The following is a 24,669-nucleotide window of genomic DNA, read 5'->3' as shown; positions in this document are numbered from 1 at the left end:
CCGCAACGCTAGTACCCACTTTTGATCAAACGTGATTCAGAATCGGTGGGCACGTACAGTGGTTGCTCGTGTCACTTGGCTCTGATTCCGGGTACTAGAGTCAGAACACCCGCGACCTCAAGCCCCTTCGGGCTGGTGCCGGAGCGAGCCGAGCCGCGAAAACGCCTTCTCGATCACCGGCCAGAACAGCAGGATGATGGCAAGCGTGGTGATCGAGCCGACAAGGCCGTTGGACCAGAACACCCTGACGTCACCGCCCGCGCCGATCATCGACAGACGGAAAGCATCTTCGGCGCGGCTGCCAAGCACCAGCGCCAGCGTCAGCGGCGCCAGCGGAATGCCGATCTTCTTGAAGATATAACCGACCACGCCGAACCCGAGCATCAGCCAGATGTCGAACATCGCGTTCTGGATCGCATAGGCGCCGATGGCGCAGGACACCACGATCATCGGGGCGACGGCGGCAAACGGCACCCGCAGGATCGCCGCGAAGATCGGCACGGTGGAGAGCACCAGCACGAGGCCGACGACATTGCCGAGATACATCGAGGCGATCAGTCCCCAGACGAAATCCTTCTGTTCGACGAACAGCAGTGGTCCGGGATTGAGGCCCCACACCATCAGGCCGCCGAGCAGAATCGCGGCGGTGCCCGATCCGGGAATGCCCAGCGCCAGCATCGGCAGCAGCGCCGCGGTGCCCGAAGCATGCGCCGCGGTTTCCGGCGCGAACACGCCTTCGATCCGTCCCTTGCCGAAACTTTCCTTGTCCTTGGAAAACCGCTTGGCCAGGTTGTAGCCCATGAACGAGGCCGCGATTGCGCCGCCCGGCGTGATGCCGAGCCAGCAACCGATCACAGACGATCGCAGCAGCGTCGCCCAATATTTCGGCAGATCCTTCCAGACACTCAGCACCACCCGCAGGTTGATCTTCGCGGCATGGCCGCGCAGTGCCAGGCGCTCTTCCATGGTCAGCAGGATTTCGCTGATGCCGAACAGGCCGATCACGGCGACCAGGAAGTTGATGCCGCGCAGCAGGTCACCGGAGCCAAACGTCATGCGCAATGTGCCCGACACAGTGTCCATGCCGATGCCGGCGATCAGCAGGCCCAGGGCCATCGAGATCACCACCTTGTGCTTGTCTTCGCGGCCGAGGCCGACGAAGGAACAGAAGGTCAGGAGATAGACGGCGAAGAATTCCGGCGGTCCGAACCGTAGCGCAAACGAGGCGATGCTCGGCGCGAGGAACGTGATCAACATCACCGCAACCAGCGAACCGATGAACGACGAGGTGAAGGCCGCGGTCAGCGCTTCCGCCGCCCGCCCCTGCTGGGCCATCGGATAACCGTCGAAGGTGGTCGCCACCGACCACGCTTCACCCGGGATGTTGAACAGGATCGAGGTGATGGCGCCGCCGAACAGCGCGCCCCAATAGATGCTCGACAGCATCACGATGGCCGACGTTGGATCCATCGTGAAGGTCAGCGGCAGCAGGATCGCCACGCCGTTGGGGCCGCCGAGCCCCGGCAGCACGCCGACAAAAATGCCGAGCACAAGCCCGAGCAGCATCAGGAGAATGATCTTCCAGGTCAGCAGGACCGCGAACCCGTGAAACAGCAGTGAAAGGGCTTCCATGGCGCTCTCCTCAATATCCCAGGAGGGCTTCGAGCGGCCCCTTTGGCATGATCACGTCGAACGCGATCTGGAATGTGACGAACATGATCATCGAGAACACGAAGCCGGTCAGCACCGACTTCCACCAGGCGATCTTGCCGATGAAGCGCATGAAGCCGGCGATCAGCAGGAAGCTCGCGACATAGAGTCCGAGCCACTGCGTCATCAGGCAGAAGACGAGCGTCGGAACGAACACCTGCGACACCCGCCGCAACTGGTCGCGGGTGACGAACGTCTCGCCCGCGGCTGCGCCGGAGCGCAACGCGACAACGAGACCGAAGGCCGAGGCCAGAAACAGGATGACCGAAAGATAGAACGGAAAGTATCCGGCCTGCGGTCCGTCGGAAGCCCACGAGATGCCGGTTCGCCAATTGTCGAACCCCATCAAGAGCGCCAGTGCCATCAGCAGCGCCATGGCGACGGCCTCGACGCTGCGCTTGCTGACCACCGACGGGGAATCTTCCGACGGCGCATCGGGATCTTCGACAACGATTTCGAGTTCAGAGTTCGACATGGTCCCCCGGCAGCGTTCAAGAATGTGAAGAGGTCGCAGACCGTCTCACGTCACCTGCGGCAAAGGCCCGGGCATGAGACGCATATCGAGTGAGGCCGTGACGTCGTTGAAGACTTGTCGTTGAGGCTTGCCGCCCCGCCTCAGGGCAAGGCGGCAAGCCGGAACGCGTCAGTTGGCGACAAATCCTGCTTCGGTCATCAGCGACTTGTTGATCGCATCGTCGTCTTCAAGGAAGCGGGTCATGTCCTTGCCGAAGAGCAAAATCGGCTTCAGCGCCTGCTTCTCCATATAGTCCTTGTATTCCGGCGTGCGGGTCACCTTCTCGAACAGATCGACATAAAAGTCCTTCTGCTCGGCCGTCACCTTGCCGGGCAGGAACATGGCGCGCAGCATCAGATACTGCAGGTCCAGCCCTTCGTCCTTGCAGGTCGGGATGTCGTTCCAGGACAGATCGCCCGCGACCTTGGTCTTGTAGGAAATCCGCTCCTTGTCGAACACGCAGAGTGCGCGGGCCTGGCCGGCGCGCCAGATCTCGAGATTCTCCGATGGATTATTGACGTTGGCTTCGGTGTGATTGCCGACCAGTTGCGTCGCCGCCTCGCCGCCGGACTTGTAGGGCAGATAGGCGAACTTCGCGCCGGTCTTCTTTTCCAGGAAGGCGGTCAGCACGTGGTCCTCACGCTTGGAGCCGGTGCCGCCCATCTTAAACGGGGTCGGCGATGCCTTCGCGGCCTCGACGAACTCCTTGACCGTCTTGTAGGGCGCCGATGCGTTGGTCCACAGCACGAACTGGTCCAGCGCGATCACAGAAACCGGCGTCAACTCACGCCAGTTGAAGGGAATCTTGGCCGACAGCGGCAGCATGTAGATCAGCGAATAGGCGATCAGCACCTTGTTCGGATCGCCTTCGCTGGACTTCATGTAGATCAGCGCTTCCGCGCCCGACGCGCCGCCTTTCAGCGACACCACGGTGGGCTGCTTCATCAGATTGTTCTTCTGGATCGCGGCCTGCATCATCCGCGCCATCTGGTCGGAGGCACCACCCGCCCCGGCCGCCACCACGATTTCCACCGGCTTGGTCGGCTCCCACGCATGTGCCGGTGCCGCGGCCAGAATGACTGCGGATGCCGCAGCCGCCTTGACGAAATTTCTCATCAAACTCTCCCTTGCGCTTCAATCCGGTCTTCTTGGCGTGATGGCTTTAACAGATTGTTTCCGTGTCACGCTCACGACATCCCCGACCGGTCGCGTCCCCACATCATCAAGAGCTTGGCGACGATCGGCAACCCAGACTTCCAGACTTAAGAGCGAGCGGCTTTGGCCTCCGCCCCGGTCAGCACACCCATTGCCGCGGTGACACCGCCGGCACGGTGAGGAACCTTGGCGAGCGCGAGCCCCATTTCCACACCCGCCAGAGTGCCCATCAGCATCAGATCGTTGAAATGTCCGAGGTGACCGATTCGGAACACCTTGCCTTTCACCTTCGACAATCCGGCGCCCAGTGACATGTCGAAATTGTCCAGCGTCACCTGGCGGAAACGGTCAGCATCGTGACCGTCCGGCATCAGCACCGCAGTCAGGATCGGCGAGTGCTCGTCTTCATTGAGACAGAGAATTTCGAGATCCCAGGCGCGGACCGCAGCGCGGGTTGCGGCGGCATGACGCAGATGACGGGCGAACACATTGTCCAGCCCCTCTTCCTGCAGCATGGTGATCGCCTCTTTCAGGCCGTACAGCATGTTGGTCGCCGGCGTATAGGGCCAGCCACCACTCTTGTTGCTGCCGATGATCTCGTGCCAGTCCCAGTAGGAGCGCGGCATGGTGTTGGCCTTGGCCGCCGCCATCGCCTTGTCGGAGATGGCATTGAAGCCGAGGCCGGGCGGCAGCATCAAGCCCTTCTGCGAGCAGGACACGGTGACGTCGACGCCCCAGGCGTCGTGATTGTACTCGATCGAGCCGAGCGAAGAGATGGTGTCGACCAGAAACAGCGCTGGATGTCCTGCACCGTCGATCGCCTTGCGAATCGCAGCAATGCGACTGGTGACGCCGGTCGACGTCTCATTGTGCACCACCATCACCGCCTTGATGGTGTGTGCACGGTCTTCACGCAGGCGCGCCTCGATCTGCTCGGGGCTGGCGCCGTGGCGCCAGTCACCGGGAAGGAACTCCACCTCGATATTGAATTTTTTCGCCAACGTGCACCACAGCGTGGCGAAGTGACCGGTCTCCGCCATCAGCACCTTGTCGCCCTGCGACAGCGTGTTGACGATCGCCGCTTCCCACGCGCCGGTGCCCGAGGACGGATAGATGATCACCGGATTCTTGGTGCGGAAGACATCCTTGCAGCCTTCCAGCACTTCAAGGCCAAGCTTGGCGAATTCAGGACCACGATGATCGATGGTCGGCATGTCCATCGCCCGCAGCACCCTGTCCGGCACATTGGTGGGCCCGGGAATCTGCAAGAAGTGGCGCCCGGTGTGGACGGGGGCGTTGGTGGCCATGGATCACTCCCTGCTCTATTTTGAATTCAAATTTTTTGACGGCTGATGAGCCAGTGATCAAAATTGTATCCATATTTTGCTTCATGACAAGCCCAATCTGAGCTAAGCTGCGTTTAATCACGCCGCCCAGTCACGAGAAGGCGGCGCTGAGCGGGCCAGCCTGCCCGCCTCTGCAGGGGGTGGAACCTTGAGCAATCGCATGTCGGCCACCGGCCTTAAGCTGATCGAAACGCAGCCGGCGTCGCTTCACGAGGACATCCTCAGCCAGTTGCGCGACTTCATTGTCGAAGGCCACCTGGAGCCCGGCGCGCGCGTTCCCGAGCGCGAGCTCTGCGAGAAATTCAATGTCTCGCGCACCCCGCTGCGCGAGGCCCTCAAAGTACTCGCGGCCGAAGGCCTGATCGAACTCCTGCCCAACCGCGGCGCGCGTATCAGGCAATTCACCGAGACTGACATCAAGAGCCTTTTTGAAGTGATCTCCGGGCTCGATTTCGTCGCCGGCCGCCTCGCCTGCGAACGCATTTCCGACGCCGCGATCGCCGAGATCGAGCGCATGCACCTGGAAATGTACACCCATTACCTGCGGCGCGAACTGACGGATTATTTCCGGCTCAACCAGAAGATCCACCAGGCCATCGTCGACGCCGCGGGCAACCCGATCCTGAGCGCGAACTACGCCAACCTGAATGCGATCGTGCGCCGGCTGCGTTATGCGGCCAATCTGGTGCACCGCGACCGCCTGGGCGACGCCATGCGCGAACATGAGGGCATTGTCGACGCCCTGCGGCGGCGCGCCGGTGAGGAACTGAGCCTGCTGATGTTCGAGCACATGCGGCGCAAGTGCGAGGCCACATGCGAGTACCTGGCCAGCCATCAAGCCACTGACACGCCTGCGGAAAGTGCACTTCCGGAAGCTCAGGCCGTTTGAATGCAAAAATTTTCCGCGTTGCACAATTATAGCATGCAAAACCCGGCGGTGAGATCGTGACAACGATGGCCGCCAGCAAGCCGGAGTCCGACACCGGCGACCACAGCGCCCTCGCCCAGCGGCTGCGCCGCGAGGTCACCGGCGACGTGTTTTTCGACACCTTCAACCGCGGCCGCTACGCGACCGATGCATCGTTCTACCAGATCCTTCCCGCCGGCGTGGTGGTGCCGCGCACTGTCGACGAAGCGCTGCGAACACTCGCGATCGCGCGCGACGACGGCCGCATCGTCACGCCGCGCGGCGGCGGCACCTCGCAGTGCGGCCAGACCGTCAATACCGGCATCGTGGTCGACGTCTCCAAGCACCTGAACAAGATCCTGTCGCTCGATGTGGAGAAGCGCACCTGCGTGGTCGAGCCCGGCATCGTGCTGGACGATCTCAATCGCCAGCTCAAGCGGCACGGACTGTGGTTTCCCGTCGACGTCTCCACCGCATCGCGCGCCACCATCGGCGGCATGGCCGGCAACAATTCCTGCGGCGGACGCTCGCTGCGCTACGGCACCATGCGCGACAACACCATCTCGCTGGAAGCGGCGCTGGCCGACGGCCGCCTGCTGCAGTTCGGCACGGTGCCCCGCGACATCGCCAAGCTGAATGCCGACGAGCCGCAGATCGCGCTGTTTCGCGACCTGCTGGCGCTTGGTGAGCGCGAAGCCGGCGAGATCGCCGAACGTTTCCCGCAAGTGCAGCGCCGTGTCGGCGGCTACAATCTCGACGCGCTGACGCCCAACGGGGCGCACAACAACATGGCCCATATCCTGGTGGGCTCGGAAGGGACACTTGCGTTCACCACCAAGGTCGAACTGAAGCTGTGGCCACTGATCCGCAACAAGGTGCTCGGCGTCTGCCACTTCGGCAGCTTCTATGAAGCGATGGACGCGACCCAGCACCTGGTGAAACTCAAGCCGATCGCGGTCGAACTGGTCGACCGCACCATGATCGGCCTGGGACGCGACATCGCCATGTTCCGCCCGACCATCGAAGCGGCGGTACGCGGCGACCCCGATGCGCTGCTGGTGGTCGAGTTTGCCGAAGAGGATCAGGACGAGAATCTGCGGCGGCTGAAGCAGCTCGGAGAACTGATGGCCGATCTCGGCTTCGGCTGGAATCAGCCGCAGCGGCGCTGGGGCGGCGTGGTCGAGGTGACCGAGCCGGCCCTGCAGGCCAGCATCGCCGATTTCCGCGCGGCCGGCCTCAACGTCATGATGTCGATGAAACAGGAGGGTAAGCCGGTCTCCTTCGTCGAGGACTGCGCGGTGCCGCTGCCCCATCTGGCCGAATACACCGACCGCCTCAACCGCATCTTTGAGAAGCACGGCACCCGTCCGACCATGTATGCGCACGCCTCGGAAGGCTGCCTGCACGTGCGCCCCGTGCTCAATCTCAAGCTTGATAAAGACGTCAAGGCGATGCGGGCAATCGCGGAGGAAACCTTCGCGATGGTGCGGGAGTACAAAGGATCGCACTCCGGCGAGCATGGCGACGGCCTTGTCCGCTCGGAATTCCATGAGGCGATGTTCGGGGAACGGCTGGTGCGCGCGTTCTCCGAGGTGAAGCAGCGTTTCGATCCAGACAATGTGCTCAATCCCGGCAAGATCGTCGACGCGGCGCGAATGGACGATCGTTCGCTGTTTCGGTACCCGCCGGACTACCGCATCAACGACTTCAAGACCGTGCTCGACTGGTCGACCTATCCCGGCGCCGCCGGCGGTTTCCAGGGCGCGGTCGAGATGTGCAACAACAACGGCGCCTGCCGCAAGCTCGAAGGCGGCGTGATGTGCCCCTCTTATCGGGCCACCCGCAACGAGCAGGACGTGACCCGCGGCCGCGCCAACACGCTGCGGCTGGCGATCTCCGGACAACTGGGTCCGGATGCGCTGTCGTCCGATGCGATGATGGAGACACTGAAACTCTGCGTCTCGTGCAAGGCCTGCCGCCGCGAGTGCCCGACCGGCGTCGACATGGCCAAGATGAAAATCGAGGTGCTGGCGGCCCGCGCCCGCAGCCATGGCCTGACATTGCGCGATCGCCTGGTTGCCTACCTTCCCCACTATGCCGCGCTGGCGTCGCGCCTGGCGCCGCTGCTCAACCTGCGCAATCGCAGCCGTCTTCTGCGCCGTCTCGGCGAACGCTTCGCCGGGTTCAGCGCGCGGCGCGATCTGCCGGCATGGCGCGGCGACACGTTCGATCCCACGGCTCTGGCGGTGGGGCCCGAGGGCGGCCCCGAGGTCGTGCTGTTCGCCGATACATTCAACCGGGTCTATGAGCGCGAGAATCTCGACGCCGCACTCGCCGTGCTGTCCGCCGCCGGCTATCGCGTCCACCTGCCCAAACCACCGGACGGCAAGCGCGCGCTGTGCTGCGGGCGCACGTTCCTGTCGGCGGGGCTGGTCGATCAGGCATGCGCCGAGCTCAATCGCGTGGTCGAGAGCCTGACTCCGTTTGTGGCGCGCGGCATTCCCATCGTTGGCCTCGAGCCAAGCTGCCTGCTGACGCTCCGCGACGAACTGCTGTCGCTGCGACGGGACGACCTGGCCGCGAAAATCTCGACACACGCCCTGCTGTTCGAGGAGTTTCTGGCCAGGGAGGCCAAGGCCGGCCGCCTCACGCTTGCGCTGTCGCCGATCGGCGGCAAGGCGCTGGTCCACGGCCATTGTCACCAGAAGTCGTTCGATGCGTTCAAGCCGGTCGAACAGGTGCTGCGGCTGATTCCGAATCTTGCGGTCGAAACCATCGAGTCGAGCTGCTGCGGCATGGCCGGCGCATTCGGTTATGGCGCGGAGACCTACGATGCCTCGATCGCCATGGCCGAAGCCTCGCTGCTGCCGGCGGCGCGCAAGGCCACTCCGGAGACACTGATCGTCGCCGACGGCACCTCCTGCCGGCACCAGATCAAGGACGGCTCCGGACGGCAGGCTCTTCACGTCGCAAAAGTCCTCGCGCTGAGCCTCGACAAGCATCGTCAAGCGACGACCTCGACATTGCATTAAGCCGCCTGCGAACCCGTTTCGCCGGCTCCCTCGAACCACAACCAAGAGACAGAGATGACCACCCTGACGCTCGATATCGCCCGCAAGATCCTGGACTCCGCCCTCGCCACGGCCCTCGACAACAAGCTGAAGCCGCTGGCGATCGCGGTGCTCGACGAGCGGGGCTGCATCAAGGCCGCCGTCGCGCAGGACGGCACCAGCCTGCTGCGCAGCGAGATCGCCCATGGCAAGGCCTATGGCGCGCTGGCGCTGGGCATCGGCTCGCGCGCGATTTTCAAGCGGGCAAACGAGCAGCCCTATTTCGTCGATGCGGTGAACACGCTGGCCCGCGGCGCCATCGTGCCGGTGCCCGGCGGCGTGCTGATCCAGGACGGCAGCGGCGCCCTGCTCGGCGCCATCGGCATCAGTGGCGATACCTCGGAAAACGATGAGAGCTGTGCAGTTGCGGGGATCGAATCCGCTGGGCTAACCGCTAATATCGGATAGCGATTTCCAGCCGCCCGCGGCCATCCCCGCGCACGCTCAAAAACTGCCGGAGAGCAGAGAATGACATTTCCAAGCGCCTCAACGGCCCTGTCCCGCTTCACCGTGCTGGATCTGACCCGAGTCAGGTCCGGCCCGACCGCGGTGCGGCAACTGGCGGACTGGGGCGCCAATGTCATCAAGATCGAGGCGCCGACCGATGTCGCCGATGGCGAACAGATGGGCGGCCCGCGCCACGGCGCCGACTTCCAGAACCTGCACCGCAACAAGCGCGCGATGACGCTGGACCTGAAGGATCCCAAAGGCCACGCCGTGTTCATGCGGCTGGCCGCGAAAGCCGACGTGGTGGTGGAGAATTTTCGGCCCGACGTCAAAACCAAGCTGGGGATCGACTACGACGCCTTGCGCAAGATCAATCCGCGGATCGTCTACGCCAGCATTTCGGGATTTGGACAGGACGGCCCTTATCACAAGCGACCGGGGTTCGATCAGATCGCGCAGGGCATGGGCGGACTGATGTCGATCACCGGCGCGCCCGGCGAAGGACCGATGCGGGTCGGCATTCCCGTCGCCGACCTCACCGCGGGACTTTTTTGCGCCATGGGTGTCCTCACCGCCCTGCTGGAACGCGAGCAATCCGGCCAGGGCCAGTGGGTGCAGACGTCTCTGCTGCAGGCCCAGATTTTCATGCTGGATTTCCAGGCGGCCCGCTGGCTGATGCATCAGGAGGTCCCGAAGCAGGCCGGCAACAACCATCCCACCAGCATTCCCACCGGCGTATTCAAGACCTCGGACGGTTATATCAACATCGCGGCCGCCGGACACGCCATCTGGGAGCGGCTCGCCCGCACCATTGGTGCGATGGACCTGCTGGAAGATGAACGTTATGCGACCGGCGCCAAACGCTCGGCCAACCGTGACGTGCTGAACGCCGCCATCGAACAACGCACGGTGGGCCGGAGCAGCGCCGAATGGGTGGACCTGCTAAACCAGGCCGGCGTGCCCTGCGGACCGATTTATTCCGTCGACCAGATGTTCGACGACGCCCAGGTCCGGCACCTTGGCCTCGCGCAAGACGTGCCCAATACGGACGGGCGGAGCATCCGCGTGGTCGGCCAGCCCGTGACACTGTCGCGGACGCCAAGCCGGATGGCGGCCCGCCCTCCGGAAGTCAGCGAGCACACCCATGAGGTGCTGGCGGAATTCGGGTTCAGCCCCGAGGAGATTGCAGACCTCAGGGATCACAAGATCGTTTAGAGACACGTCGGCCGGGCTGAAATATCCACGCGCCGATTGCGCCACCAACCGTTGACGGACCAGGAAACCGACATGTCACAAACAGACAAGATGCTCTCGCGCAAGGACAAGGGCGTCGGCTACGTCATCTTCAACAATCCGGAGCGGCACAACGCGGTGTCCCTCGACATGTGGAAGGCCTGTGTCGAGATCCTCAACGGCTTTGCCACCGATCCCGAGGTGCGTGTGGTGGTGCTGACCGGTGCCGGCGGCAAGGCGTTCGTCTCGGGCGCCGACATCTCGAAATTCGGCGAGGAACGCTCGAGCGAAGCCGCGGTCAAGGCCTACAACGCGGTCGTGGAAATCGGCTACGCTACGGTGCACGAATTCCCGAAGCCCACCATCGCCATGATCCGCGGCTATTGCATCGGCGGCGGCATGGGACTGGCGAGTTGCTGCGACCTGCGGATCTGCTCGGACAATTCCAAGTTCGCGGTGCCCGCTGCCAAGCTCGGACTGGGCTACGCCTATCCCGGCGTGAAGCGCCTGATCGATATCGTCGGCCCCTCCTTCACCAAGGAGATCTTCTTCACCGCGCGCCAGTTCGACGCCACCGAGGCCCGCGAGATGGGCCTCGTGAACCGCGTGGTCGCGGCTGATAAACTGGAAGAGTATGTCAGCGACTACGCCCAGATGATCTCCGCCAACGCGCCGCTGACGGTCGATTCCATCAAGTTCATTGCCGGTGAAGCGGTAAAGGACGAAGGCAAGCGCGACATGCAGACATGCGCCGACATGGTCGCAAAGTGCTTTGCCAGCAAGGACTATGAGGAAGGCCGCACCGCGTTCATGGAAAAGCGCAAGCCGGTGTTCCAGGGGCGCTGAAACCCTTTCGCCGATCACATCTCCTTCGCCCTTCGCAGCGGCGACGGCGCCGCGGTCGACCCCCGGACAACCATCGACGCCGGCAGCAGCACATGCTTGGGCAGCCGCTCCTCGGGGGTGACCTTCATGTCGGCGAACAGGATTTCGGCGGCGGCCTTGCCGGCCTGGAAGGGATCGACCCGGATCGTGGTCAGCGGCGGCGACCACCGCTCCGCCATGGGGACATCGTTGAAGCCCGTCACCGAAATATCGGCCGGACATTGCAGGCCGTGCTGTTCCAGCGTCTTCAGCGCCCCGAACGCCAGCACGTCGCTGGCGCACATAAGCGCCGTAAAGGACACGCCTGACTTCAGCAGCTCCTCAGTGCAGCGCGCGCCCTCCTCCTCGCGATACTCCCGGCTGAAGACGATCAGATCGTCGGAGGCGACCGCCTTGACCCGGCCGATCCAGTAGCGATACGCCGCAAGACGCTCCTCCGCGGTCGACCAGGACGACGGTCCGGAAATAAAAGCAATGCGCCGGTGGCCGAGGTCCGCCAGATGCTTGACAAGCGCACCAATGCTGGGCCGCACATTGTAGCTGACCGATGGTACGGAATCGTCGTCGACATGGCTGTTCACCGTCACGATCGGCGTACCGTCGTGGGCGACCGCCGACACCACGTCGTCCTCGCGCAGCGCGCTGGCAACGATCAGCCCCTCGATGCCGCGCGCGAGAAAAGTGCTGATCAGCTGTCCTTCTTTGTCAGGACTGTTGTCGGTGTTGCCAATCAGCGCCACATAGCCATGCTGGGACGACACGCTGTCGATGCCCTTGATGATCGGGCCGAACAGGCTGTTGGTGATGTCGGGAACGACAATGCCGATGGTCTTGCTGGATTTGGTGCGCAGCGTGGCCGCGGCCGCGTTGTGACGATAATTTAGCTCGGCAACGGCCGCCAGGACGCGGGCCCGGACTTCATCGGTGATACGATGCGCCGTGGCGGGATCCAGCGCGCGCGACACGGTCGAATAGTGCACGCCGACATGCGCCGCGACGTCCTTGAGAGTCGGCCGTTTACCTTTTGAAGGGCCTGTCAATCGTCAGACGTCCTTGCATGAAATCGAAGCGCCAGCAGATAGCAAATGGTCTCCCGGCGGGCAAACCCACCGGGAGAAGGGTTCAGCAACTGGTACTGCCCACTACCATTTTGCGACATAACTCGCCGCGGTCGGACACGTCCGCCGCTGATAAGGCACCAGCCACTCCGCATGATTCGCCTTGGTGATAATGGCGCCGGGGATTACGACCTGCTTCGGAACGGTCTCGCCACGTATCGCCTTGAGACCGATCTCGGTCGCGACGCAACCGATCTTGAAGCCGTTGAACTCGGCGATGGCGAGCAAACCGCCGTTCTTCACCGCCTCCACCGCTTCCGGAACGCCATTGATCGACACCACGGCCACGTTGCCGCGTCCGGCCGATTTCAGCGCCTCCGCCGCGCCAAGCGCCGAGGCATCCGCGGCCGCAATGACGCCGTCGATGGTGCTGAACTGCTGGATCAGGTTTTCCATCACCTGCAGACCAAGCAGGCGCTGGAAGTTGGCCGGCTGAGAAGCCAGCAGCTTGATGTTGGGATACTCCTTGAGCGCAGCGTCGAAGCCGCGCTTGCGCTCGTCACCGGTGTTGGAGCCCTTGATGCCCTCAAGGATCACCACATTGCCCTTGCCGCCGAGATGATCGAACAGGGTCTTGGCAATGTCGTATCCCAGCTTGTAGTCATCCTCGCCCACAAAGGCGAGATACGGCGCGTCGCCGGCCTTGTCGTTGTAGTTGACGACCGGTGTGCCCGCCTCGATCAGCCGCTTGATGGTAGGCAACTGGGCCTTCGGATCAATCGGCATGAACAGGACGAGGTTCGGCTTGGTAACCCCGACATCCTCGAGCTGGGACATGCCTTCGGTGATGTTGTTGGGCTTGGTCGGCACATACTGGCGGACCGTGGCGCCCATTTTCTTCGCGACCTGCTCGACCCCGGCGCGCACGCCTTCGAAGTGCGGATCGACCTGGTTCTTGGTAAATGCCGCGATCACCTCGCCGTCGGCAAACGCAGGCGACGCAGCAAGCCAGCAGACTGCAGCGCCGATTGCCGCAAGCGATCGTCCGGCATTCTTGACTGTATTTTGGGCAGTTCGGATCGTCATGATACCCCTCTCAATGAAAATCAGCTGCATCATCAGATAACCAGACGCCTGCACGGGCGGCCGGGTACTCATTTCCGCGCCCCGCGATTGACTGCCGCATCCGCCAGCATCGCCACCAGCACGATGGCGCCGGTGACGAACGGATGCCAGGTGGCGCTCACGTTCAGGAGATTCAGGGCGTTGACGATCAAGGTGAGAATGATCGCGCCCAGCAGCGTGCCGAACACGCCGCCGCTGCCGCCGAACAGCGAGGTGCCGCCGACAAGCACGGCAGCAATTGCCGGCAGCAGAAGCGGCTCGCCGATGCCGGGCTCCGCGGCGTTGAGACGGGCGACATAGATCAGGGCGGCGAGCCCGGCCATCAGTCCGCTCACCACATAAAGCAGGACCCGGCGCCGGCCGACCGGAATACCGGACAACACCGCGGCCGCTTCATTGGCACCCATGAGATAGACTTCCCGCCCCATGGTGGTGCGCGACATGAACACCAGGCCGCAGGCGCCGACCATCGACATGACCCAGATCGGCACGGGAATGCCGAGCCAGAAACCACCGCCGAAGAAGCGGAACGCGGGCGGGAAGCCGTACACCACCTGCCCGGCCATGAACCAGTAGGCGATGCCCTGCGCCACCCACAGCATGCCGAAGGTGGCGAGGAAGGCGGGAATTTTCAGACGGTTGATCAGCACACCGTTGGTTAGGCCGACCAATGCTCCGCACCCCAGCGCGACCACGACGCCCGCGACCGGCTGTCCCGTGCTCTTGATCGCGGCGGCCGAAAGACACGCGCAGAGCGTGAGGTTGGCGCCGACGGACAGATCAAGCCCGCCGCCGATGATCACCAGCGTCAGGCCCGACGCCACCAGGAACAGCAGGCTCGCCTGCCGCAGGATGTTGAGAAGATTATCCGCGGCCACGAAGCCCGGACTGACGACCGCCAGCATCACGGCAATCGCGGCGATCAGGCCGAGCCGCACCAGGATGGCGAGCGTGCCGGGAGCCAATTGCTGCGCGGAGCGGGACGGAAGAGCCGGGTTCACCATGGTCGTCATGCCGCGTCCCTGGATGTGCGTTTGCGGTTGCGATCGATCAGCAGCGCCGCGATCAGGAGCACGCCGACGCAGACGACCTGCAGCGACGGCTCGACCGACAGAATATTGAGGCCGTTGCGAAGCACCGTGATGGCCAGCACGCCGAGAACCGTCCCGAACAGCCAGCCCTGCCCCTTCTCGAACGAGGTGCCGCCAAGCACCACCGCGGCAATGGCCTCGAACTCCATGCCGACAGCCACCGAGGGATGCGCCGAATTGGTCCGCCCCAGCAGCAACAGCGCCGACAGCGCGACGGACAGGCTGCAAAGCACGTACGCGCTCATATGAACGAGATTGGCCTTGATGCCGGCGAGATGCAGCGCATCCTTGTTGCCGCCGATCGCGAAGACATAATTGCCGAAACGGGTGCGGTAGAGCACCAGCCAGAGCAGAGCATAGAACGCGGCGGCCACCACCACCGGGGTCGGCACCGCAAGCACCGTGGAGCGATAGAAGACCTCGAGCGCGGGCGTGAAGCCGCCGATCGGATCGCCATTGGTGATGACCAGCGACAAGCCTTCGCAAAGTCCCATGGTGCCGAGGGTGACCACGAACGCCGGCAGCGCAAGATAACTGATCAGAATGCCGTTCACCGCGCCGAACACGAGCCCGACAAAAAGCGCCGCCACAACGGCGACCGGAAGGCTCCATCCTGCGACCAGAAGCGCCGCGATCACCACACCGCACAGGCCGAGCAATGCCCCCACCGAGAGGTCCAGCCCCGCGGTGAGAATGATCAGGGTCATCGGCAATGCCAGCATCAGCAGCAGCGAGGCCTGCAGGCCGATGTTGGCGAGATTGACGCCGGACAGGAACCGCGGGTTGCCAACAGCGAAAACCACGATCATGCCGACCAGGATGAACGAGACACCGGGGATGCGCCGTAACAGCGCCCCGAGGCTCACCGGACTTTCATGGACGATCTGATCCGTCATTGCTGCACCGCCAGGTCGAGAATGGCTTTTTCCGAAAGCTCGTCGCGGGCGAGATGGCCGACGATGCGGTAATCGCGCATGACATAGGCGCGGTCGCACAGATGGATCAGCTCCGGCAGCTCCGAACTGATCACCAGCACGGCGGCGCCGTCCTTCACGAGATCATCGATCAAGCGGTAGATCTCGGTCTTGGCACCGACGTCAACACCGCGGGTCGGCTCATCCAGCATGAAAAGCCGCGATCCGGCGGCGAGCCACTTGCCGAGCACCACCTTCTGCTGATTGCCGCCGCTGAGATTACGCACCACCTGCGCGGATCCGGGCGTTGCGATGTTCAATCGTGTAATCAGGTCACGGCACACCTGCTCGGCTGTCGCCGGCGCGAACCAGCCGCGCCGGAACAAGCGCCACAGCGCCGCCGCGGTTGCGTTCTCACGCACCGCGAGCGGCAGCGCGAGGCCTTCCCGCTTGCGGTCTTCCGGCAACAGCGCGAGGCCGGCACGCGTGCTGCGATCCGGACGCTGCGCGAATGCCACGCCATTCAGGCTGATATCGCCACCGAGAACGGGATCGACGCCGAAAATCGCACGCACCACTTCGGTGCGTCCCGAACCAACCAGACCGGCCAGTCCCACCACTTCTCCGGCACGTACCTCCAGTGAGATATCGGACAGTTTGGCAGTGCGCATATGCGTCACGGTCAACACCGGCGCGCCGGCGGTCGCCGGCTCACGCCGCGCCAGCCCGTCAAGTGAGCGCCCGATCATGGCGCGGACCATCTCGTCCGCACTGACTTCATTGCGTCGGAAGGTGGCCACCACGGAGCCATCCCGCATCACGGTGATGCGGTCGCCCAGCGCCATGACCTCTTTCATCCGGTGGGAAATGTAGACGATGGCCACGCCGCGCTGCTTGAGCCGCGCGATGACCTCGAACAGCCGTTCCGATTCCCGGTCGGAAATCGCCGCGGTCGGCTCATCCATCACCAGGATCCGAGCATTCTGCGACAGCGCCTTGGCGATTTCCACCATCTGCTGCTGCGCCACGCCGAGATCGGCGGCGAAGGTACGGGTGTCGTAACCCAGGCCGAGCTGCGCCAGCACATCGCGCGCCGCAGCATGCATCGCCGCCTTGTCGATCACGCCAGCCTTGGTGAAAGCGCGCTCGCGGCCAAGAAAGATGTTCTGCGCAATGTCGAGATACGGCGCGAGCGAGAACTCCTGGAAGATGACGGCCACACCGATGGCATTGGCATCGGCTGGACCGCGAACGACGACGTTACGACCGTCGCACTCGATCGCACCGCCATCGGCGAGATAAGCGCCGCACAGCACCTTGATGAGGGATGACTTGCCGGCGCCATTCTGACCGAGAATGACGTGCACCTCGCCGGCATGGATTTCGAGCGACACGCCCTTGAGCGCATGCACGCCTGGAAACGACTTGCTGATGTCGATCAGCCGCAGCAGCGGCACGTCATGTCTGATGTCGATATCCCCAGGCAACGACGACACCTTCAATCCGGACCCATGATCGGGGCTTTGCTCGTTCATCAGCACGCGTATCCGTCCCCTCACCGCACAAGATGCGTTCTTTGTTGAGCGAGCCATATTGGCAAACGATTGCACAATCAAGCTCGAAAAATCGTCACGAGCGGAGCAAAACTGTCGCAATCCGTCGACCGAAAAAGATAAAATCCATAATAATTCAGTATTTACAGGCAGATATTGGACTGCCCGGCATATCATCCATCGAATATTTTGTGCAAGCGATTGCACATGCGATTTGATCGCGGTACAGACGATGCCGCAAGCCGGTGTGCGCCACGCGACGCGTCTCGAACGCGGGAGCCGATCAGGTGTCACGTCACGGTTCGGGCAGCCTGGAGAGAAACACCCATGACGAGACGCCCCGCCTTCGCCACCTCCCCCTCCAACCCGGACATCAAGGAGATCCAGACCAATCCCGAGCGCAAGGTCGACATGCCTTATGCACCGGCGATCCGTGTCGAGAGTCCTTGCGGGCTGCTGTTCATTTCGGGCTCCACCCCCTCACCGCTCTATCACAAGCATCCGCATGTGCTGGCGGAGCACGATCATCCCAACTCGATCGTGGACCAGACCCGCCGCGCCATGGACACCATCAAGACCATTCTCGACCACGAAGGGCTGACCTGGACCGATATCGTCAAGGTCACGAAATATCTCACCGACATCCGCGACCAGGACGGCATGGTGGCGGTGCTGAAGGAATATTTCGGCGACTGGACGCCGGCGAGCACGACCATCTGCATCAACCAGCTCTCGACACCCGGCGCGCGGGTGGAGCTGGACATGATCGCGGCGCTTCCCAGAGATCGCTAAGGGATGAGCACCCCGGATATTCTGTCCATCCTGCTCGCCGTGGTCATGGCTCGCGCGGGATGGCTGAACCTGACCGCGCCGGATTTCATCCGCGCGGAATTTCGCGCATGGGGATACTCCGAGCGCCTGCGCATCGGAGTCGGCGTGCTGGAATGGATTGCGGCGGCTGCCCTGTTGATCCCTTCGCTTCGCCCGATCGGCTGCGCGATCGCCGTCATCGTCCTGCTCGGCGTGATTGCCACGTTATGGCGGCACCGCGAATTCATGCGCGTGGAGTATCCGGCCTTGTTGCTGGCGGTCACACTGCTGACCGCCGCCCACGCGTGGGGCTGGTTTGCCTAGCACTCAGGCCGCCCGAAGGGAAAAGTTGCTCATATTTGGCCCAAGGCCCCGAACGGTTGGCTTCAAATGCGATAAAGCCGGGCCGCCGTGCCGTGCAGGATCGCGCTCTGCTCGTCTTCGCTCAGATGATCGATCGCACCACGGAACGTGGTGTAGAGCGTGCGGTAATCGGTCCAGAGTTTCTCGATCGGAAAATTGCTGCCGTAAAGACAGCGGTCGGCACCGAAGATTTTTACCGTCTCCTTGATGATCGGCCCCATGACATCGGCGCGGCAGGCGTGGACGAAGGTCCCGAGCCCGGATAGCTTGACGTTCATGTTCGGCGCGGCGGCCAGCGCCTGCATGCCCTCGCGCCATCGCGTCCAGCCCTGCTCCGACATATCCTCCAGCATGGCCGGCGTGCTCCAGCACGAACACGGTATCGGGAAATGCGCGGGCCAGCGCCGCACCATGCGCCATCTGGCTGGTGAACAGCTGGATCTCGAACAGCAGCCCGTGGTCGGAGAGATGCGCGAGCCCTTTGCGCCAGATCGGATCGTTCATGACTTCGGGATGGGGGCGAAGCGATACTGGGCATTCTGATGCCAGTGCAGCTGCTGCCGGATGCCGCGTGTCGCCGGCAATTGCGCCAGGCGCTTGATCAGGGCGCCGCAGTCCGGATCGGCAAGATCGGCATGGGCCACATTGGCGTGCGGCCAGCCGGTGGCGTCGGACACCGACTGGACCCATTTGGCTTCGTCATAGCTTTGCCCGGCCGGCCAATTGGTCTGCACATAAACTGACTTGACGACATTACAGCCGTCGGTGTCGGCACGAAACTCGTCGACCGGATAGTCGCGGCAGATCGATTCATAAGGACCGAAGATGCGCGGCACCTGCGGGCCGGACAGCCAGGCCAGGTCCTTGAGCCGCCAGATGTGATGATGACCGTCGATGGTGGGAATTGGCTTCAACTTTCATTCCTTCCAATTGCGGACCATGGCTGGCCCGATCGATGCGTCATGATTTCCCAACCGGAATCCTGGCCACGTTTCCGGATTTTCATAAGTCCAGAAATTGAGATTGATCGACGCCTCACTTGCGCAAGCGCCCGGGAACGAGGCGCGGAGATCGACAACGCGAATTGAGGCGGTCCTTCGGCGCCACGTCCATTGTCTCGCGGCTCATGCAAGCCGTTCCGCACTTCTCCTATGTGACGACATTCCAGGTCCGGCCTGCATCGCCAAATCCTTCCCACCCGCTATCGGTGACAGTAATGGTATCCTCGAGCTTGATAAAACCTCGTTTCGGGTGATGCATGGTGGTTTCAATCGAGATCACCATGCCGCTCTCGAGCGCGCGGTCGACGTCGTAGCCCGGGTACGGAACGGGTCCCGTGCTGGTCAACCGCGGAGCCTCGTGGCTGACCAACCCCATTCCATGCGCCAGAAATTCGAGACAAGACACATTTGGCGAGCTGTGCATCACGGCTTCCGCCGTCGCGAAGATGTCGCCGCCCCGCGCGCCCGCTTGGATCGGCTTGCGCGCGGCCTGCTGGATGGTTTCGATTTCGGCCAGCAGATCCACAAGCTCGGAATCCGGTTGGCCGAGAATGCCCATACGGCAGAGGTCACCGATGTAGCTATGGTAGTTGGCGCCGGAGTCGAGCGACATGATGTCACCGACCCTGAGTTGCTGATCGGAGGGTGCGCGGTTGAAGCTGGTGCCGGCGGTGATCAGACAATATTCGAACATGAGGTCACGATCGATCTCCTCATGGCGCAAGCGCCGAACGACATCGTGTTTGGTCATACCTGGTTTTGATGCCGCGAACGCAGCCTGCATCGAGGCAACGACACGCTCGGACGCCTGCTTCAGGAAGGACAGCTCCTCCGCCGTCTTGCGTGCGCGGAGCCGCTCCAGCGGCACCGTCGCATCGACAATCTGGTTGCCGGAAAATGCGGAGCGCAGCGCATCGGCGGCATCCACCGGAAGAAACGCGGTCTCCACGCCGATTTTTGCCGAAGCAACGCCCATTTTCCCGATATGGGAGACCGCCAACTGCGCCGCCCCCACACTGGTTCTGCTCGACGTGTCTGCGGTCGGAGTCCAGAACCGGTTCAGCTCCTTCTCGTACTTCTCGAGGCCGTAACCGATAAACACCGCTTTGTCGGGCCGCCCTTTGGGATAGATCAGAACCGGCAGATAACGGCTGAGACCGATCGCATCCATGTAATCGAAGAAGAAGAAACGATATCCGCCCAGCAAATACTGCACGTTGTGCTTGGACGTGGCGATCAGGATATCGATCCCGGCCTGATCGAGCAGCGTATCGAGCTTGTCAGCGTCGAACGGGATCTTCGACGCCAGAGCGGTCGGTTGACTATTCATTGCAAGATGCCTTCCTGAACAATCGCGTCGCGGTGCATCGGATTGACTCGCGGCAGAGACCAACGGCAGCCGCACAGATTGGGCACCAGTGTAGCAGCATCCTGCGCCGCCTTCAGCACTCAGATTCCGACATGCGACCGACAGACAAACGCCGCGCACCGAGATTGCGCTGATAGCCCATTGTCCCAGAGGATCCGCCGGCGCGTCACTGCGCGGGCGCTGGCCTGTCCGGCAACGCGTCGAGATGACACGCCACCCATTGCCCCTCGTCGGCCAGCCGGAACTCCGGCTCCTCCGTCCGGCAGCGATCAAAGACGTAGGGACAGCGGGTGTGGAAACGGCACCCGCTGGGCGGATTGATCGGGCTCGGCACGTCGCCCTTCAGGATGACCCGGTTACGGGCGGCTCCTGGCTCCGGCACCGGCACGGCGGAAAGCAGCGCCCGGGTGTAGGGATGCCGCGGCGCGGTGAAGATCTGTTGCCGAGGCGCCATTTCGACAATCTTGCCGAGATACATCACCGCGACGCGGTGGGTCATGTGTTCGACAATCGCGAGATCGTGGCTGATGAACAGCAGCGCGAGGCCGAACTCCCGCTGCAGGTCCTGCAGCAAATTGACGATCTGCGCCTTGACCGAGACATCGAGCGCAGAGACCGCCTCGTCACAGACTATCAGTTCCGGCTCCGCCGCCAATGCCCGGGCGATGCCGATGCGCTGGCGTTGTCCGCCTGAAAACTCGTGTGGCCGGCGATTGAGCGCATCGCGCGGCAGTTGGACGGTGTCCATCAGCGCCGCGACCTTGGCCTCGAGATCGGCGGACGACTTGGCAAGGCCGAAATTGCGGATCGGTTCCGCCAGGATATCGCGCACCCGCATCCGTGGATTGAGGCTGGAGAACGGATCCTGGAACACCACCTGCACGCGGCGGCGCATGCCGCGCAAACCATCGGGCGACAGACCGTCGATACGCTGACCATCCAGCACCACCTGGCCGGCGGTGATGTCGAGCAACCGCAGGATGGCCCGGCCAACCGTCGACTTGCCGCAACCGGACTCTCCGACCAGAGACAAGGTTTCGCCGCGCCGAACCTCGAACGACACGCCATCCACGGCGTGGACCTTGCCGGACATGCGGCTGAACAGGCCACCGCGAACCGGAAAATACTTCTTGAGATCGTTGACTTGAAGAAGCGGGGCGCTGCTCATGCGGCGGCTGCCTCCTTGCGCGCGTAGTGGCAGGCTGCGATGTGACGAGGCCCCTTCTCTTCAAGACCCGGCGCGACCTCTCGGCAAAGATCGGTCACCAGCGAACAGCGCCCCGCGAAGACGCAGCCTTCGATGCGCTGTTTGAGGCTCGGCACCTGCCCGGGGATCTCCGCAAGGCGTCGCGCCGCACCGGTCAAAGTGGAGCCGAGCCTCGGCACCGCACCGAGCAAACCCTGCGTATAGGGATGACGCGGAGAGCGAAACAGCTCGGCCACCGGCGCCTCCTCGACCTTGCGGCCGGCATACATCACCATGACACGTTCGGCGATTTCGGCGACCACGCCGAGATCATGGGTGATCAGCACGATCGCGGCACCGATGCGGTGCTTGAGATCCAGCATCAAATTCAGGATCTGGGCCTGAATGGTGACGTCCAGCGCCGTGGTCGGCTCGTCGGCGATCAGGAGCTTCGGGTTGCAGGCCAGCGCCATGGCGATCATCACACGCTGACGCATGCCGCCGGAGAGCTGGTGCGGATATTCGCGCACCCGCCGCGCCGGCTCCGGGATCCCGACCAGGGTCAGCATCTCGATGGCTCGGGCCTCCGCGGCCTGCTTGTCCAGTCCCTGGTGCATCCGCAAGGTCTCGCCAATCTGCCGTCCCACCGTCAGCACCGGATTGAGGCTTGTCATCGGCTCCTGGAAGATCATCGAGATGTCGTTGCCGCGGATGGCGCGCATCTCGCGGTCGGAGAGTTGCAGCAGCTCCTTGCCCTGAAAGCGGATCGAACCACCGATCTTGCCCGGGGGCTCGGGGATGAGCCGCATCAACGACATTGAGGTGACCGACTTGCCGCAGCCGGATTCACCGACAATGGCCAGCGTCTCGCCTTCGTCGACATGAAAGGAGACGCCATCGACAGCGCGGTTGATCCCCTCGGGGGTGCGGAAATGGGTCTGCAGATTTTGGACTTCGAGCAATGCCACCGTCTGGTATCCCCATTGTGACGACGAACCGGATCGTGAAGCGTTCTAGAGAAAACGCTCTACAGATTTTTGGCCATGCGCGGATCAAGCGCATCGCGCAGGCCATCACCGACCAGATTGACGGCAAGCACGGTGACGGACAGGAACGCGGCGGGAAAGAACACGATGTAGGGCTTCACCTGCCACAGAGCCCTGCCCTCGGCCATGATGTTGCCCCAGGACGGAATGGTGGGCGGCGTGCCGGCGCCAATAAAAGAGAGGATAGACTCCACGATCATGGCGCTGGCACAGACATAGGTGGCCTGGACCAGCATTGGCGCCAGCGTGTTGGGCAGGATGTGCCGCAGGATGATCATCGGCGTTCGCGTGCCGGACGCCGTGGCGCCGTCGACATAGGGCTGTTCGCGCAACGACAGCACCACACTGCGCACCAGGCGCGACACTCGCGGGATTTCGGCAACCGTGATCGCCAAAATGACATTGCCGACACTGCCGCGTGTCAGCGCCATCAGCGCGATCGCAAGCAGGATCGGCGGGATCGACATCAGCCCGTCCATGAACCGCATGACGATCCCATCAGCCCACCGCACGAAACCCGAGACGAGACCGATGGCGAGGCCCGCGAGCGATGCCAGCGCCGCCACCGACAGGCCGACGGTGAGCGAAACCCGCGCCCCGTACAGCACACGTGAATAGATATCGCGGCCCAGCGCGTCGGTGCCGAACCAGAAGGCCGCCGACGGCGCGCGCGTGCGTTTGGCCGGCGCCAGCGCGGTCGGATCGACCGTGCCGAGATAAGGCGCGAAGATCGCCATCAGCACGAGGCAGAGCAGCAACGCGCCGCCGATCGCGACGGTCGGATGGTTGCGCAGGAAGCCGATGATCCCGCGCCGGACGGCCACCGGCAACAGCAGGTCCGGCAGTTGCGGCGCGATGACAAGGCCCGGCGGCACGGGCACGGTGCGAACGGTCTGGACTGTCAATAGCGGATCCTCGGGTCGATCAGGGTGTAGACGAGGTCGATCATCAAATTGACCAGCACATAGACAAAGCTGAACAGCAGCACGATGCCCTGGATGACGGGATAGTCACGGCGCAGGATCGCATCGATGGTCAGCCGGCCAAGGCCCGGAATGGCGAACACGCTCTCCGTCACCACCGCACCGCCGATCAGCAGCGCGATGCCGATACCGATCACGGTGACGACGGGAACGGCGGCATTCTTCAGCGCATGAACGAACAAGATGCTGCCCTGCCCCAGGCCCTTGGCGCGGGCGGTGCGGACATAATCCTGCTGCAGCACCTCGAGCATGGCGGCACGGGTGATGCGCGCGATCAATGCGATGTAGACGCAGCCGAGCGCGATCGATGGAAGGATCAGGTTCTTCAGCCATGGCCAGACGCCTTGGGCCAGCGGCGTGTAACCCTGCACCGGAAGCCACTCCAGCTCCAGCGCGAACACATAGGCAAGGACATATCCGACAACAAACACGGGAAGCGAGAAGCCGAACACCGCGAAGGCCATGATGGTGCGATCAATCCAGCTGCCCGCCTTCCACGCCGCCACCACACCGAGCGGCACGGCGACAACAATGGTCAGCAGCAGCGTGATCACCATCAGCGAGAGCGTCGGTTCGATGCGCTGCGCGATCAAGGCTGTCACCGGCAGGCTGGTGAAGATCGAGGTACCCAAATCGAAATGCAGGATGCCCCAGAGCCAGCTGCCGAACTGGACCAGGAAGGGACGGTCGAGGCCGAGGCTCTGGCGAATGCGTTCGACGTCGGCCGGACTCGCCTGGTCGCCCGCGATCACCACCGCCGGATCGCCCGGTGCGAGGTGAAGCAGGCTGAACACAAACAGCGCGACGATCGCCATCACAGGCAAGGTCGCGAGAATGCGTCGGAGGATATATGAGAGCATCTG

Annotated in this window: 23 protein-coding genes and 1 pseudogene; 7 read left to right on the top strand and 17 right to left on the bottom strand. The window is 63.2% G+C overall.

The window, feature by feature from the left end:
* Positions 1–117: 117 nt before the first annotated feature.
* From RS897_RS28785 to RS897_RS28770, 4 genes are all read right to left on the bottom strand, one after another.
* Entirely contained in the window at positions 118–1,632 is a 1,515-nt protein-coding gene (locus tag RS897_RS28785; protein ID WP_315832092.1) for a tripartite tricarboxylate transporter permease, read from the bottom strand.
* Between the two features lie 10 nt (positions 1,633–1,642).
* The gene (locus RS897_RS28780) at positions 1,643–2,185 is read right to left on the bottom strand and encodes a tripartite tricarboxylate transporter TctB family protein (protein WP_315832091.1); all 543 of its coding nucleotides are present in this window, start codon (positions 2,183–2,185) and stop codon (positions 1,643–1,645) included.
* 168 nt (positions 2,186–2,353) lie between these two features.
* Positions 2,354–3,340: a Bug family tripartite tricarboxylate transporter substrate binding protein gene (locus RS897_RS28775; protein ID WP_315832090.1), complete on the bottom strand. Its 987-nt coding sequence runs from the start codon at positions 3,338–3,340 to the stop codon at positions 2,354–2,356.
* Between the two features lie 146 nt (positions 3,341–3,486).
* Positions 3,487–4,686 (bottom strand): pyridoxal-phosphate-dependent aminotransferase family protein, encoded by a 1,200-nt coding sequence (locus RS897_RS28770; RefSeq protein WP_315832089.1) that lies wholly within the window; start codon positions 4,684–4,686, stop codon positions 3,487–3,489.
* Between the two features lie 199 nt (positions 4,687–4,885).
* Between RS897_RS28770 and RS897_RS28765 the strand changes: the two genes are divergently transcribed.
* From RS897_RS28765 to RS897_RS28745, 5 genes are all read left to right on the top strand, one after another.
* On the top strand, positions 4,886–5,614 hold the full coding sequence (locus RS897_RS28765; protein WP_315838773.1) for a GntR family transcriptional regulator: 729 nt from the start codon (positions 4,886–4,888) through the stop codon (positions 5,612–5,614).
* 65 nt (positions 5,615–5,679) lie between these two features.
* Positions 5,680–8,664, top strand: a complete 2,985-nt coding sequence (locus tag RS897_RS28760; protein WP_315838772.1) for an FAD-binding and (Fe-S)-binding domain-containing protein — start codon at positions 5,680–5,682, stop codon at positions 8,662–8,664.
* A 54-nt stretch (positions 8,665–8,718) separates the two neighbouring features.
* Positions 8,719–9,150, top strand: coding sequence for a GlcG/HbpS family heme-binding protein (locus RS897_RS28755; protein ID WP_315832088.1), 432 nt, complete (start codon positions 8,719–8,721; stop codon positions 9,148–9,150).
* A gap of 60 nt (positions 9,151–9,210) precedes the next feature.
* Positions 9,211–10,404 (top strand): CaiB/BaiF CoA transferase family protein, encoded by a 1,194-nt coding sequence (locus tag RS897_RS28750; RefSeq protein ID WP_315832087.1) that lies wholly within the window; start codon positions 9,211–9,213, stop codon positions 10,402–10,404.
* Between the two features lie 72 nt (positions 10,405–10,476).
* Positions 10,477–11,268: an enoyl-CoA hydratase gene (locus RS897_RS28745; protein ID WP_315832086.1), complete on the top strand. Its 792-nt coding sequence runs from the start codon at positions 10,477–10,479 to the stop codon at positions 11,266–11,268.
* A gap of 14 nt (positions 11,269–11,282) precedes the next feature.
* Here RS897_RS28745 and RS897_RS28740 read toward each other — a convergent pair whose 3' ends face one another.
* The 5 genes from RS897_RS28740 to RS897_RS28720 all read right to left on the bottom strand — a co-directional run bounded on the left by RS897_RS28740 (position 11,283) and on the right by RS897_RS28720 (position 17,030).
* Positions 11,283–12,347 carry a LacI family DNA-binding transcriptional regulator gene (locus RS897_RS28740; protein ID WP_315832085.1) on the bottom strand — a complete coding sequence of 355 codons (1,065 nt, stop codon included), beginning with the start codon at positions 12,345–12,347 and terminating at the stop codon, positions 11,283–11,285.
* Between the two features lie 102 nt (positions 12,348–12,449).
* Positions 12,450–13,451: a sugar ABC transporter substrate-binding protein gene (locus RS897_RS28735; protein WP_315832084.1), complete on the bottom strand. Its 1,002-nt coding sequence runs from the start codon at positions 13,449–13,451 to the stop codon at positions 12,450–12,452.
* A gap of 68 nt (positions 13,452–13,519) precedes the next feature.
* On the bottom strand, positions 13,520–14,503 hold the full coding sequence (locus RS897_RS28730) for an ABC transporter permease (RefSeq protein WP_315832083.1): 984 nt from the start codon (positions 14,501–14,503) through the stop codon (positions 13,520–13,522).
* Positions 14,500–15,477: an ABC transporter permease gene (locus RS897_RS28725; protein WP_315832082.1), complete on the bottom strand. Its 978-nt coding sequence runs from the start codon at positions 15,475–15,477 to the stop codon at positions 14,500–14,502. The genes RS897_RS28730 and RS897_RS28725 overlap by 4 nt, the downstream gene beginning before the upstream one ends.
* Positions 15,474–17,030 (bottom strand): sugar ABC transporter ATP-binding protein, encoded by a 1,557-nt coding sequence (locus RS897_RS28720; protein WP_315832081.1) that lies wholly within the window; start codon positions 17,028–17,030, stop codon positions 15,474–15,476. Before RS897_RS28720 ends, RS897_RS28725 begins: the two co-directional genes overlap by 4 nt.
* A gap of 345 nt (positions 17,031–17,375) precedes the next feature.
* Between RS897_RS28720 and RS897_RS28715 the strand changes: the two genes are divergently transcribed.
* Complete coding sequence (locus tag RS897_RS28715) at positions 17,376–17,840, top strand: RidA family protein (protein WP_315832080.1); 465 nt, start codon at positions 17,376–17,378, stop codon at positions 17,838–17,840.
* A gap of 3 nt (positions 17,841–17,843) precedes the next feature.
* On the top strand, positions 17,844–18,182 hold the full coding sequence (locus RS897_RS28710) for a DoxX family protein (RefSeq protein WP_315832079.1): 339 nt from the start codon (positions 17,844–17,846) through the stop codon (positions 18,180–18,182).
* A 62-nt stretch (positions 18,183–18,244) separates the two neighbouring features.
* On the opposite strand, the gene RS897_RS28705 is transcribed toward RS897_RS28710, so the two are convergent.
* The 8 genes and pseudogenes from RS897_RS28705 to RS897_RS28675 form a co-directional block, all read right to left on the bottom strand.
* Positions 18,245–18,574, bottom strand: a complete 330-nt coding sequence (locus RS897_RS28705; protein ID WP_407654320.1) for an amidohydrolase family protein — start codon at positions 18,572–18,574, stop codon at positions 18,245–18,247.
* A gap of 52 nt (positions 18,575–18,626) precedes the next feature.
* Positions 18,627–18,725: pseudogene (locus RS897_RS42355) on the bottom strand (hypothetical protein); the annotation flags it as partial.
* Positions 18,722–19,135 (bottom strand): amidohydrolase family protein, encoded by a 414-nt coding sequence (locus tag RS897_RS28700; RefSeq protein WP_315832078.1) that lies wholly within the window; start codon positions 19,133–19,135, stop codon positions 18,722–18,724. The gene RS897_RS28700 and the pseudogene RS897_RS42355, both read right to left, overlap by 4 nt.
* A gap of 235 nt (positions 19,136–19,370) precedes the next feature.
* Positions 19,371–20,552, bottom strand: coding sequence for a Xaa-Pro peptidase family protein (locus RS897_RS28695; RefSeq protein ID WP_315832077.1), 1,182 nt, complete (start codon positions 20,550–20,552; stop codon positions 19,371–19,373).
* Between the two features lie 205 nt (positions 20,553–20,757).
* Complete coding sequence (locus RS897_RS28690) at positions 20,758–21,759, bottom strand: ABC transporter ATP-binding protein (protein WP_315832076.1); 1,002 nt, start codon at positions 21,757–21,759, stop codon at positions 20,758–20,760.
* The gene (locus RS897_RS28685; protein WP_315832075.1) at positions 21,756–22,745 is read right to left on the bottom strand and encodes an ABC transporter ATP-binding protein; all 990 of its coding nucleotides are present in this window, start codon (positions 22,743–22,745) and stop codon (positions 21,756–21,758) included. Before RS897_RS28685 ends, RS897_RS28690 begins: the two co-directional genes overlap by 4 nt.
* A gap of 59 nt (positions 22,746–22,804) precedes the next feature.
* Complete coding sequence (locus RS897_RS28680; RefSeq protein WP_315832074.1) at positions 22,805–23,728, bottom strand: ABC transporter permease; 924 nt, start codon at positions 23,726–23,728, stop codon at positions 22,805–22,807.
* Positions 23,725–24,666: an ABC transporter permease gene (locus tag RS897_RS28675; RefSeq protein ID WP_315832073.1), complete on the bottom strand. Its 942-nt coding sequence runs from the start codon at positions 24,664–24,666 to the stop codon at positions 23,725–23,727. Before RS897_RS28675 ends, RS897_RS28680 begins: the two co-directional genes overlap by 4 nt.
* Positions 24,667–24,669 lie beyond the last annotated feature (3 nt).

This window comes from Bradyrhizobium prioriisuperbiae, assembly GCF_032397745.1.
Taxonomy (GTDB): Bacteria; Pseudomonadota; Alphaproteobacteria; order Rhizobiales; family Xanthobacteraceae; genus Bradyrhizobium_A; species Bradyrhizobium_A prioriisuperbiae.
This window is presented reverse-complemented; position numbering and strand designations above follow the sequence as displayed.